Consider the following 12,250-nt stretch of genomic DNA (forward strand, 5'->3'; position numbering starts at 1 on the left):
GCGGCTTCTTATTCGGAAGGTAATTTGGCTATCTTGTTATATTTTTAGCAGTTTCGTTGCTGTGTATAGCGTTTCTGTATATAGCGTCGATTTTATCTGTCGCGCTACTTTTCGATAGGTATAGGGACTAATCCATTTTTTGGATATATGCATTGTTTGCGAACGCTTTTGCTTTCTCACTAATATTACTCCAGTTACTTTCTGCAACTGTTGTATTCGCAAGAGCGCCTATCGCACCAAGCATGGTATCGTCTCTCATGATATCGGCATTATCTTGAGCTTGTTCTAGTGCAACGAGCAGTGAGGTGAAGTCGGCATTCATTTTCTGCCAATTCAGTTTCAGCTTATTAATATGTGGAATCGCATTTTCAATTTGCTGAGAAATCATCTCGATGCTCTCCGAAGAGCGATGATAAGAGTTATATATCTTTTGCGTGTAAGTTAACTGCTCTTGAAGCTCTTTTACTTCGTTTTGTAATTCGTTGCGAAGTTTGCGTGCTTTTTCTGCTTTATCGCCGTAGACGCCCATAATTGGCCCTGCAACCAGAGGGAACCAAGCATAAGTCACTGCGGTAGAGGCGACCGTAACGTAGTGAGTGTAATCTTTGTTGAGTTGAGTGATACGTGCATTGATGTCATTCACTCGTTGCTGAAGCGCACTGCCATCATCGCTTAGATAACCGTTATGGGTACCTTCCAACACATCTAGCTGCAATTTTTGCGTGTCCAGTGTGGCTGAAAATTCCAATAGACTTCCGCCAACGTCAGACACTTCTTGTTGGTATTTCATGGAAAAGTTCTGCAGGCTTTTTAGGTAAGCAATCGCCATTTTTCTGTTGCGTTCTACTGCTTCTATATCTTCCGGCAGTGGCGAGAATGCTTTGGCCAACATTTCATTCAAAGCATCGCTCAAAGGGGTGAGCATGTAGTCTTTAATTTGTGCGTAATTGGCCAAGCTTAATGAAAGGCCAACGATGCTTGGGTAAAGGTCTTTTTTCCAATAAAAGGCAGTATCGTGAATGTTTGAGTATTGCTCGACCAGTGCTTGAAAATTAGAGAAAGGAATGTCGTTAGGAATACTTAAAGTCGACTTCATACTGGCTTCTGTCACAGGCAGTGCTAAAGCACCTTCGACATAGGCTTGGATCTGATACCACTCTTGCTGTTTGAGAATAAAGTTGTCGGTATCTAAATCAATAAAGACGCCATTCTCACCGATTATCGTATCGTAGGTGACTTGAGGTATGTTTTGTTCAGCTGACGCTTGGTTAACTTGAACTGGCGCTGCTTGAGAAGTGAAAGCAAAAGAAGAAAGTAGCCCAATTGAAATCGAAGATAGTACTAGTGTTTTAGTGATTTTTTTCATCGTTTAGCCCTGTTAGATTTGTTATTAGCTTTTTACAAAGACAATAATCCCCCTACCATTCGATGGCATTTTTAAATATTTATGAAGGGTTATTGAATAGTTTTATATTGTTATTCTTATAATTATTTTTTTGTTTTTAAAATAGACCCCTTTAATGTGTTTTTTGTTTTTATAAGATTTGGTCAATCTATAGTAGATTTATAATGAAAAGTTCTATTTAGATCACATATTTGGATTCATATTGATTGATTGTTGATCTATTGAATTTAATGATATTTAAGTCACTACTCTTGTGTCTTTTGTCAGGCTAGGTATGGAAAGGTCTCGAGAGGTTTTTATTCTATTCATAAATGCGATAAGTGATAAAAGTATAATTATCCTCATAATTTCCATTATTACTAAATCTGTTGATTAATTTGATGAATATATAAATAGAACGAGCGTTTTAAATTTGATCTGTGCCAGATAATGTACGGGTTGCTTTATATTAATCGAAAGTTTAATTAGTGAATGTTTTATTAGTTAATATTAAATTAGATTGCATTTAATTAGCTTATCTTCAATTAGTGAAGGTTTATATTTCGTTCTGATAGGGATGGAACTATTTAAGTAAACTGACTAATACATAGCCTGAGAGGCAATCATGCCTGCAGATTTTTGCGGGTGTTTTCGAATGTTTATGGGTTTTTAGAATCTTTGCGGATGTTCTGGGTGTTTGCCCATCAAAGCCACGCGCTTTGGCTTGCAGTGTTTGATGGGCAAGTGTCTTAGTTAGTTGTTATTCATCGCCAACTTACCAAGCTTCATTGCGGCAGCGTGGTGGCGGTGCATCAGTCGCTCCATGTCTACGCCAATCACGGCACCATCGTTAACTCGCCATTTTCCGGCTACCATCACTTTATCCGCTTGTTGAGCACCACAAAGTAGTAATGCAGCCAGTGGATCGTGGCTACCAGAGAAACGAATATCATCGAGTTTGAACATCGCGATGTCGGCTTGTTTACCAACCTCTAGCGTACCAATATCCGTTCTGCCCATTGCGCGTGCCGAGCCTGATGTCGCCCAGCGCAGTGCGTCGAAGTGTGAAACGTTGGCAGAGCCATACTGCAGGCGCTGTAGATACATCGCCATGCGTACTTCGGCAATCATATTTGAGCCGTCATTAGAGGCCGAACCATCCACGCCAAGACCGACTTTTACGCCAGCGGCTTCAAGGTCGTTGTTCTTACAAATACCGGAAGCCAACATCATGTTGGACGTCGGGCAATGACTGATGCCAATGCCTGCTTTACCCAAGCGCTTGATCTCTTCTGGGTTGAAGTGAATACCATGAGCGAGCCAAGTGCGTTCGTTGAGCCAGCCGACATCTTCTAGGTAATCGACAGGGCGTAGACCGAACTTCTCGATACAGAAGTCCTCTTCATCGAGCGTTTCGCATAGGTGAGTGTGCATCATCACGTTCTCACGCTCACTGATCTTGGCGGTCTCTTTCATCAGGTCGGTGGTGACTGAGAACGGCGAACAAGGCGCGAGTGCGATTTGAATCATCGCGCCTTCATCACGCTGGTGGTAATCGCGAATCAAGCGTTGGCTGTCATCTATAATGGTTTGTTCGGTTTGAATGGTGTGTCGTGGAGGTAGCCCACCTTCATCTTCCCCTAGGCTCATGGAGCCGCGCGTAAATATCGCTCTCACGCCAAGCTTCTCTGCCGCCTCGACTTGTAAATCGATGGCGTTCTCTAGCCCGTTAGGTAGCAAGTAATGATGGTCTGACGCTGTGGTACAGCCCGACATCATTAGCTCAACCAGCGCCAGTTCAGTGGCAAGGCTCATCATCTCAGCATCGAGGTTAGCCCAAACAGGGTAGAGGCTTTGTAGCCAATGGAAGAGTTCTTTATTCAGTGCGCCGGGGTAGGCACGCGTTAGGGTTTGATAGAAGTGGTGGTGCGCATTGATAAGCCCAGGAGTCACAACATGACGAGAGGCGTCGACGCTGTAATCTACGGGTAAGGTCGGTTCTTTGTGTTTGCCAACCAGCTCAATGATTGTATTACCTTTAATGACAATACCGCCTTCTGCATCAGCCAGTGAGCCAGTGTAGATTGCGAGAGGATTCTTAATCCAGATGGTTTCCATTCATAGTAGTCCTTAGCCATCTCAGCCTTTTCAGGGAAGAGGGTCTTTATTGGTATTTGCTGTTGAAAGATAAATTCGAATCAGGGCGTTAAAACGTTCAATGCTCTAATCAGCCCTGATTCTGTGAAAATCGGCTTACGTTAGTCAGTGAACCAGTTAGTTCGTTTTTGGCTCAGGGTTTTCTGATGCCGCTTGAACATCTGCTTCTGTGCTTGCTTGCTGAATCTCTAATTGGTCGTTTGACTGTAACTCTTCTTCAGCTTGTTCTTTCATTTCTAGCTCAACTTGCGCTTGGCTTTCGGCCAGCGCTTCTTGCTCTTCTGCTCGTGAAGATTTCGGCAACACAAGGTTTAGAAGAACCGTCATGATGGTGCCTGTTGTAATGCCAGAGTGAAGAAAGTTCGCAAGGTCATGCGGCAAGTGTTGCAGCAACCTTGGTTCGAAAGTGACGGCTAAGCCAGACGCTAAACCAACACAGATTACCAAGGCATTTCGCTTGGTGTCTGCGGCCTTGATCAACATGCGGATACCCGCGTAGGCAATCATTCCGAACATCACAAAACCCACACCACCTAGAACAGGTTTCGGAATCGTGACGGCAATAGCGGCTAATTTCGGGAATAAACCACCTAAAATTAGTAAACCACCGGTTGCAGCCACTACATAGCGACTTGCTACCCCTGTGATGCCTACAATACCAACGTTCTGACTGAATGACGCCAATGGCATTGCCGTTAAAATTGAAGATAAGGTACTGCCAAGGCCATCGCCTAGCAGTCCACGTTTTAGATCTTTACCGCTGACTTGGGTTTGGCAGTTATTACCCAGAGCCATGAAGTCACCTGTTGCTTCGGCGATAACCACGATGTACACCAAGCTCATGCTGATGATGGCACTCGCAGAAAAGGTAAAGCCATATTTGAAGGGCTCAGGTCCGCCAACCCAAGCGGCAGAGCTGATTTGCTCAAGGTCGACCATGCCGAGTGATAGCGCCACAATGTAACCGCCCGCTAAACCAATCACGATGGCCGAAGCGGCAACCGCGCCTTTACAGTAAACCGATACGCCAACCACAATCCCCAAAGAGATCAGTGCTAGAAACAGCTTTGGCAGCGTGGCGAATTGTTCTGTGTTGGCAGGAGAGTCTCCGACCCAGTTCATGGCAACCGGTAAAATGGTTAAGCCGATTAAGGTAACCACTACACCACTTACCACGGTTGGGAACAGTTTCCGAACCTTGTCCATATAGAAGCTGGCACCAATCACCACGAACGAGCCGATAAGCGCTGAGCCCATGATCGCGGCGACGCCACCTTCGTTACCGATTGAAATGGCGACGCCCAAAAAGGCAAAGCTCGAACCCATCACCACGGGCAGTCGAATGCCAACAGGGCCAAAACCGAGACATTGAGCGACGGTTACAATACCTGACGCCAGCAGCGCAGCATTGATCAGCGAAACGATCTCGGTGTTAGGTAGGCCAATTGACGCGCCGACAATAAGGGGAACAGCGACGATGCCACCAATCGAGGCGAGCATGTGCTGTAATGCGAGTAGGAAGGTTAAGCCGTGAGGCGGTCTTTCATTTAGGGTGTACAGAAGTTTCATTTGATATTCCTCTGCCTGTGTTTCCGTTTACAGGCGATTGGCGGTCAAATAATGACTTCTACAAACTACGTAGGGTCATAAAAAAGGTGCACTAACCGAGCGGATATTTGTGTGTTCCGCTGATTAGCACAATTAGCTTTTTCTTAAAAATGTTGTTCTAGCATGTGTCTTGATAGCTCGGCCTGCGAACAAGCCAAGCGATAGTTACGTTGGGTGATTAACCGATGAACACGAGCTTCGCGACAAAAATAGCCGCTAGGAAGTACATCGAAATCGAGACGTCTTTTGTTTTACCTGTCGCCAGTTTCAGCACTGTGTAGGTAATGAAACCCAGTGCGATACCATTCGCGATAGAGAAGGTCAGAGGCATCATTAACGCTGTAATGGCTGCGGGAGCACCGTTGGTGAAGTCTTTCCAATCCACGTGCTGCATGCTGCTCATCATCACGAACGCTACGTAAATTAACGCGCCAGAGGTAGCGTAAGCGGGGATCATGCCTGCAAGTGGCGATAGGAAAATCGCTGCTAAGAACAACACGCCAACCACAATCGCTGATAGGCCTGTTCGTGCGCCTGCTGCAACGCCTGCTGCACTTTCTACATAACTGGTTACTGGCGGACAACCCACACACGCACCTGCCACACTTGAAATACTGTCGGCTTTAAGCGCTTTGCTTAGGCCTTCAATTTTTCCTGTTTCAGGGTTAGTTAGGTTTGCACGCTCAGCCACGCCCATCAAAGTACCCGCGGTATCGAACATGTTTACAAAAAGGAAAGCCAAGATAACGCTGATCATTGAAACATCGAGAGCGCCCATAATGTCCATTTTTAGGAACGTAGGCGCTAAGCTTGGTGGAGCCGCGAAGAAGCCGTTGTAATGCACTAAGCCAAGCATCATACCGACGAGCGTTACACTCAAAATACCGATTAACACCGCACCAAATACTTTACGCTCACTAAGAACAGCGATGATAAGGAAAGCGATAGCTGCCAGTAGCGCTTCAGGTTTAGTGAAGTCACCTAGTGATACCAGTGTTGCTGGGTTTTCGACGACGATGCCTGCTGTTTTAAGGCCAATTAGACCTAAGAACAAACCAACACCCGCAGTCATGGAGTAACGTAAACTCACAGGGATACTTTCAATGATCCATTGGCGGACTTTGTAGAAACTCATCCCGACAAACAAGATGCCGGAGATAAACACCGCACCCAGTGCCACTTCCCAGCTGTAGCCCATTTCGCTTACTACCGTGAACGAGAAGAAGGCATTCAAGCCCATGCCCGGCGCAAGGCCGACAGGCCAGTTCGCAAATAACCCCATTAACAAACAACCGATAGCTGCACCAATACAGGTTGCGACGAATACCGCTCCCGCATCCATACCCGATGCGGCCATAATTTGTGGGTTAACGAAGATGATGTAAGCCATGGTTGCGAAGGTGGTGACACCGCCGACCAACTCATTTTTCACACTGCTTCCGTGTGCCTTAATTTTAAAGAGTTTCTCTAAAATTCCGTTATTCGCATCTTGGTTGAGTATTTCTGTTTTACTCTCACTCATGTCAGCAAGTCCTTTTATGTTGTGATCCATTTATTGAATACAGCGAGATTTCAATATTAAGTTTTAAGGTTTTTTCCTAGCCGCTATTTCTTTAGCTATCAGTTGATTAGTCATCAACTCTCTAACTAATAACGTTATTAGTATTTTTATATGAGCGTGTTTAATGAGCGCGCATCATTTTAGATGCACGCACGAATCTGTTTATTATTCGATGGTTGGGCCTAGTTCGAAGTTCTAGGACACGGGACTAACTGCCCCGATAGGTTGAGAAACTGTAAGGCGAGACGAGAAGAGGAACGTGATAATGCGCGTCTGGATCATCTAGACCAAAGCGAATAACAACATCGTCTAGGAAAGGCACGCCATCCAATTCCACGCCTTTACTTCTGTAGTAATCGGCTACGTAAAACACCAATTGATATTTCCCCGGTCGGAAATCATTCCCTGCCAGAATCGGCGCATCGGTTCGGCCATCGGAGTTAGTGATTACCGTCGCCAGCTTTTCTGTTGAGTCTTCATTGACCTTATAAAGCTCTACCTTGATCTCTGCACCCGGTAAGCCGTGAGTTGTGTCTAATACGTGTGTTGTTAATCTTCCCATAGTCCTTTAATAGCGCTTTTGGCGCTCCTCTGTTCCGTGGTTTATCTGTCTGTTTCGACCTTGCAAAGAATGCAACTGGTCACTTTGTTATCACTAACTATGTACGAACTGTACACAATTAGTAAAGCAAATTGTTGGAAAAATGTTAACCATTGTGTCGTTTTTTCTGATTTTATAGATCTTGATTATCGTTTTTTGGTGAGCTTTGGCTTTATTAAGTTATTGTTTTTAATTGATAATGGCACGTAAATTTAACTTGAATAACAAAATCTTTACATTGAGATAAATAATTGTATACAATAAATGTACAGGGGTAAGGTTGCTCTGTTTATCGAGAATCCATTTGGTTGAATCATTTGGTGACTTACTTAAAGAGCGGCTAAGCCAACCACTTATGTTAGGAGTACTTGGATGAATAAGGATTATTCAAGAAATTTGATCGGTTACGGAGCTAACCCTCCAAACCCTCAATGGCCAGGTAATGCGCGCGTCGCGGTTTCTTTTGTATTGAACTATGAAGAGGGCGGTGAGCGTTGTTTGTTACATGGAGATGACGAGTCTGAAGCCTTTCTTTCAGAGATCCCGTCAGCACAGCCGATCAAAGGCGAACGTCACATGAGCATGGAGTCCATCTATGAATATGGTAGCCGTGCGGGTGTATGGCGTGTTCTTCGCTTGTTCGATGAATATGAAATCCCACTGACCGTCTTTGCGGTTGCAATGGCGATTGAGCGTCACCCAGAGGTTGCCAAAGCCATGGTCGAAGCGGGGCATGAAATCTGTAGCCACGGTTATCGCTGGATCGACTATCAATACATTGATGAGTCTGAAGAGCGCGACCACATGACCAAAGCGATCGAGATCATCCAACAAGTGACGGGTCAACGCCCACAAGGTTGGTACACAGGTCGAACAGGTCCAAATACGCGTCGCTTAGTCGCAGAAGAAGGCGGCTTTCTTTACGACTCAGATGCCTATGATGATGACCTGCCTTATTGGCACACCGAGACTGGTCATCCGCAATTGGTGATCCCTTACACACTTGATGTGAACGACATGCGTTTTTCAACGGCGCAAGGCTTTAACTCTGGTGAGCAGTTCTTCCAATATCTGAAAGACACGTTTGATACCCTTTATATGGAAGGCGAAACCGCACCGAAAATGATGTCGGTTGGGTTGCATTGTCGTCTGATTGGTCGCCCCGGTCGTATTGCTGCATTAAGACGTTTCTTAGACTACGTAAAACAGCACGACAGCGTGTGGTTATGTCGTCGAATCGATATCGCCAACCACTGGCACCAACATCATCCATATCAACCAAATAACGCTAATCATCAACAGCAAAAGTAGCAGTGAAGCAAGGAGGCTTAACGTGACTGAATTTCGATCATGCCAACCAACAACCATGGACCGCGATACCTTTGTCGCTCACTTCGCTGATGTTTACGAGCACAGCCCATGGGTTGCAGAAGTGGTGTATGACCAAGGTTTGAATGCCGAAGATGACCATATCGAGAATCTTCATCTGAAAATGGCATCGACCTTGTTAAGTGCAGACCAAGGCAAACAGTTGGCTTTGATCAACGCTCACCCGGATTTAGCCGGTCGAGCAGCAGTAAACGGCGAACTCACCGAGTCGTCGACCAAAGAACAAGCGGGGGCGGGCATCGACCAGTGCAACGCCGAAGAATTTGAAAAATTCACTTCTTACAACAACAGCTACAAAAGTCGCTTCAATTTCCCTTTTATCATGGCGGTGAAGGGAGCCAATCGTTACCAAATTCTTGAGTCGTTCGAGATGCGATTAGGAAATGATAGTGAAACTGAGTTTGCTACGGCGATTCAAGAGATCAACAAGATCGCGATGTTTCGTCTCTGGGATATGTAAGTTAACGGAGTTAACAGCTATCTCAGCCCAGTCTTAGTGCGCTAAGAGCATGCTTTATAAGCGAATAAGCCACTAAGTTCTCATTTTATTATTACTTGATTAATTGGATAGGATTACACGGACATGACCCAAACATTTGAACAATACATAAACCTTGCAGACGAAAAACTCGGCGCAGAAGCTATCTTCGCAACAGACGATTTTTTCGCGGATAAAAGCCGTCTACTCAGCCACGCAGCGCCAGAGTGGAAAGACGACTTATACGACGATAACGGCAAGTGGATGGACGGTTGGGAAAGCAGACGTAAACGTGGTGAAGGTTACGACTACTGTGTCGTTCGCCTTGGCCTAGCTGGCACTATTGCTGGCGTTGATATTGATACCTCATTCTTCACAGGTAACTTCCCACCTTCGGCATCAATTGACGCGTGTTATTCACCACAAGGTGAGCCAACAGACGCAACAGAGTGGCAAGAAATTCTGCCTTCAATGGCATTGCAGGGTGATCATCATCATCTTGAAGCAATCGAAAGTGACCAAGTATTTACGCACCTACGTTTGAACATCTACCCAGATGGCGGTGTCGCACGCTTACGTGTTTATGGTCGACCAAGTGTCGATTGGGAAGCAATAGATTCTCAGCAACAAGTTGACCTAGCATCGGTTGAACACGGTGGCCGAGCACTCGCATGTAGTGACGAACACTACGGAAACAAAGCCAACATCTTAGGCCCAGGCCGCGGTGAAAACATGGGTGACGGTTGGGAAACAGCGCGTCGTCGTACACCAGGTAACGACTGGGTTATCGTGGCACTAGGCCACCCAGGCAACATCGAACGCATCGTCGTTGATACAGCCCACTTCAAAGGTAACTACCCAGACAGCTGCTCGATTCAAGCTGCTTACGTGAAAGGCGGTACCGACGACCAAGTCGAAACACAAAGCCTATTCTGGCGTGAACTGTTGCCTGCACAAAAGCTGCAAGCGCACGAAATTCACGAATTCATTTCTGAGGTTAACGACCTTGGTGCGATTACACATGTACGTGCAAACATATTCCCAGATGGCGGTATTAGCCGTTTGCGTCTGTTTGGTACGAAAGCGAAATAGGTAAGGAAATGAGTATGAGTAATGGAATACGTCGTTTATCCATCGAACCGTTAACCAAGCAGGCTTTTGCAGAGTTTGGCGATGTTATCGAGTCCGATAATAGTGATTTCTTCATGATCAACAGTGGATCAACACGTCGTTACCACAAGCTAGCGACAACGGATGTGCAAGACCAAGACGGAGAAGCGATCCTCAGCATCTTCCAAGCCACACCGTTGAGCTACCCACTGACCATCAAAATGTTAGAGCGTCATCCACTTGGTTCTCAGGCATTCATTCCATTACTTGGTCAACCCTATTTAATTGTTGTTGCGCCAAAAGGCGACGATCCAACATTAGCCAATAGCCGAGCTTTCTTGAGCAACGGCCGTCAAGGAGTGAATTATCACAAAGGGGTGTGGCATCACCCAGTTCTCGCCCTCACCGATCAAGACCAGTTTTTGATCGTCGATAGAGGCGGCGAAGGGCACAACTGTGATGAAGTTTATTTCGACAGCGATCGAGTGGCATTGCATTTGGACGATCTGCCAACGGACGACAATAAGGAAGAGCAACGCTTAGCTAAAGCGTTGTGATACAGGAGTTTATTATGGATCCGCATATTACAGAATGGTTGAATCTAGCAATACGCTGGGCTCACATGATTGTTGGTGTTGCGTGGATAGGCGCATCATTTTATTTTGTTTGGTTAGAGAACAACCTTAACCGAGTAAACCCAAAAACGGGCCTTTCAGGCGACTTATGGGCAATTCACGGAGGTGGTATTTATCACCTAGAGAAGTACAAACTTGCGCCACCAGAGATGCCAGAGCACCTGCACTGGTTTAAATGGGAAGCTTACTTCACGTGGATCACCGGTGTGTGTCTACTGGGTGTGGTTTACTACCTTAACGCGGAGATTTACCTGATTGCACCGGGCTCTGGCCTTGATTCAACAACGGCAATCGCGATTGGTATTGGTTCATTCGTTGCCGGCTGGTTTATCTACGACTTACTGTGTGACTCACCATTAGGTAAAACCCCCGTGTTGCTTGGCGTTGTGCTGTTTGTGCTGCTCGTCGCTGCGACGTACGCCCTAACTCAAGTGTTCAGTGGTCGTGGTGCTTATATTCACGTTGGTGCGATCATTGGTACCATCATGGTGGGTAACGTATTCCGCGTTATCATGCCTGCGCAACGTAACTTGGTGAAAGCGATAGAAGAGAAGCGCGAACCGGATCCGGCACTGCCAGCGAAAGGCTTACTGCGTTCTCGTCACAACAACTACATGACACTGCCAGTACTGTTCATCATGATCAGTAACCACTTCCCAAGTACTTATGGCTCGGAATACAACTGGCTGATTCTTGCTGGGCTAGCGATCTTCAGTATCTTGGTGCGCCACTACTTCAACACCCGTCATGGTAGCCAGAAGTTTGCCTGGACAGTACCTGTAGCGGCATTGGGTATGATCACGCTTGCGTTTGTGACCTCACCTTACGCGAAAAAGCAGATGACTCCGGTTGTGCAAGCGCCAGTGGTTCAAGAAGTGCAAGTAAGCGCGACTGAATCGGCGACAAACGAGCTTGCTGAAAACGGTACTGCTTCAACTACGGCTAGTTCTCAAGCTGCACCAGCAGATCACGCAATGCAAACGGCTAGCGCGGGCGTCAGCTTTGAAACTATCAACAAAGTCATTCAAGAGCGCTGTTCTGTGTGTCACTCATCAACCCCGAGCCATGCCGCTTTTGCTGCGGCGCCAGCCGGTGTGATGTTTGATACCCCAGAAGAGATTAAAGCCAACGTACCAAGGATTGTTGCTCAAACCGTAACAACCAAGGTGATGCCGCTCGGCAACATGACTCAAATGACCGACGCAGAGCGCGCACTCATCGGCACTTGGGTAGAGCAAGGCGCTACGCTTCAATAATGATGTGAATCCTTTACCTAAGAGCATGAGTCTTAGGTGAGGCTTGGGGAGAGTTTGGTTTACGGGCACGC

10 protein-coding genes are annotated in these 12,250 nt (G+C 46.2%); 5 read left to right on the forward strand and 5 right to left on the reverse strand.

Annotated features, from left to right (window positions below; translation table 11 throughout):
* Nucleotides 1-127 precede the first annotated feature (127 nt).
* The 5 genes from L3V36_RS04890 to uraH form a co-directional block, all read right to left on the reverse strand.
* Entirely contained in the window at nt 128-1,366 is a 1,239-nt protein-coding gene (locus L3V36_RS04890; protein WP_017086619.1) for an alpha-xenorhabdolysin family binary toxin subunit A, read from the reverse strand.
* Between the two features lie 771 nt (nt 1,367-2,137).
* Nucleotides 2,138-3,502 (reverse strand): 8-oxoguanine deaminase, encoded by a 1,365-nt coding sequence (locus L3V36_RS04895; protein ID WP_102448140.1) that lies wholly within the window; start codon nt 3,500-3,502, stop codon nt 2,138-2,140.
* Between the two features lie 156 nt (nt 3,503-3,658).
* Nucleotides 3,659-5,110 (reverse strand): nucleobase:cation symporter-2 family protein, encoded by a 1,452-nt coding sequence (locus L3V36_RS04900; RefSeq protein WP_102448141.1) that lies wholly within the window; start codon nt 5,108-5,110, stop codon nt 3,659-3,661.
* 217 nt (nt 5,111-5,327) lie between these two features.
* The gene (locus L3V36_RS04905) at nt 5,328-6,671 is read right to left on the reverse strand and encodes an NCS2 family permease (protein ID WP_017061593.1); all 1,344 of its coding nucleotides are present in this window, start codon (nt 6,669-6,671) and stop codon (nt 5,328-5,330) included.
* A gap of 247 nt (nt 6,672-6,918) precedes the next feature.
* Entirely contained in the window at nt 6,919-7,272 is a 354-nt protein-coding gene (uraH, locus tag L3V36_RS04910) for a hydroxyisourate hydrolase (protein WP_017067789.1), read from the reverse strand.
* A 411-nt stretch (nt 7,273-7,683) separates the two neighbouring features.
* On the opposite strand from uraH, the gene puuE reads away from it, so the two are divergent.
* The 5 genes from puuE (at nt 7,684) to L3V36_RS04935 (ending at nt 12,179) form a co-directional block, all read left to right on the forward strand.
* Nucleotides 7,684-8,622 carry an allantoinase PuuE gene (gene puuE, locus L3V36_RS04915; RefSeq protein ID WP_017076962.1) on the forward strand — a complete coding sequence of 313 codons (939 nt, stop codon included), beginning with the start codon at nt 7,684-7,686 and terminating at the stop codon, nt 8,620-8,622.
* A gap of 22 nt (nt 8,623-8,644) precedes the next feature.
* Complete coding sequence (gene uraD, locus L3V36_RS04920) at nt 8,645-9,160, forward strand: 2-oxo-4-hydroxy-4-carboxy-5-ureidoimidazoline decarboxylase (RefSeq protein ID WP_017067791.1); 516 nt, start codon at nt 8,645-8,647, stop codon at nt 9,158-9,160.
* Between the two features lie 123 nt (nt 9,161-9,283).
* Nucleotides 9,284-10,270, forward strand: a complete 987-nt coding sequence (gene alc, locus L3V36_RS04925; protein WP_017086623.1) for an allantoicase — start codon at nt 9,284-9,286, stop codon at nt 10,268-10,270.
* Between the two features lie 14 nt (nt 10,271-10,284).
* Nucleotides 10,285-10,845 (forward strand): ureidoglycolate lyase, encoded by a 561-nt coding sequence (locus L3V36_RS04930; protein WP_208774353.1) that lies wholly within the window; start codon nt 10,285-10,287, stop codon nt 10,843-10,845.
* Between the two features lie 14 nt (nt 10,846-10,859).
* Nucleotides 10,860-12,179 (forward strand): urate hydroxylase PuuD, encoded by a 1,320-nt coding sequence (locus L3V36_RS04935; protein ID WP_208774352.1) that lies wholly within the window; start codon nt 10,860-10,862, stop codon nt 12,177-12,179.
* Nucleotides 12,180-12,250 lie beyond the last annotated feature (71 nt).

This window comes from Vibrio sp. G-C-1, from assembly GCF_021728015.1.
GTDB lineage: Bacteria > Pseudomonadota > Gammaproteobacteria > Enterobacterales > Vibrionaceae > Vibrio > Vibrio splendidus.

What these genes read in the sequence shown, in the direction of transcription:
- L3V36_RS04905 (WP_017061593.1), bottom strand. Translation starts at nt 6,671, where the DNA reads ATGAGTGAGAGTAAAACAGAAATACTCAACCAAGATGCGAATAACGGA.
- L3V36_RS04930 (WP_208774353.1), top strand. Translation starts at nt 10,285, where the DNA reads ATGAGTAATGGAATACGTCGTTTATCCATCGAACCGTTAACCAAGCAG.
- alc (WP_017086623.1), top strand. Translation starts at nt 9,284, where the DNA reads ATGACCCAAACATTTGAACAATACATAAACCTTGCAGACGAAAAACTC.
- L3V36_RS04900 (WP_102448141.1), bottom strand. Translation starts at nt 5,110, where the DNA reads ATGAAACTTCTGTACACCCTAAATGAAAGACCGCCTCACGGCTTAACC.
- L3V36_RS04935 (WP_208774352.1), top strand. Translation starts at nt 10,860, where the DNA reads ATGGATCCGCATATTACAGAATGGTTGAATCTAGCAATACGCTGGGCT.
- L3V36_RS04895 (WP_102448140.1), bottom strand. Translation starts at nt 3,502, where the DNA reads ATGGAAACCATCTGGATTAAGAATCCTCTCGCAATCTACACTGGCTCA.
- puuE (WP_017076962.1), top strand. Translation starts at nt 7,684, where the DNA reads ATGAATAAGGATTATTCAAGAAATTTGATCGGTTACGGAGCTAACCCT.
- uraH (WP_017067789.1), bottom strand. Translation starts at nt 7,272, where the DNA reads ATGGGAAGATTAACAACACACGTATTAGACACAACTCACGGCTTACCG.
- L3V36_RS04890 (WP_017086619.1), bottom strand. Translation starts at nt 1,366, where the DNA reads ATGAAAAAAATCACTAAAACACTAGTACTATCTTCGATTTCAATTGGG.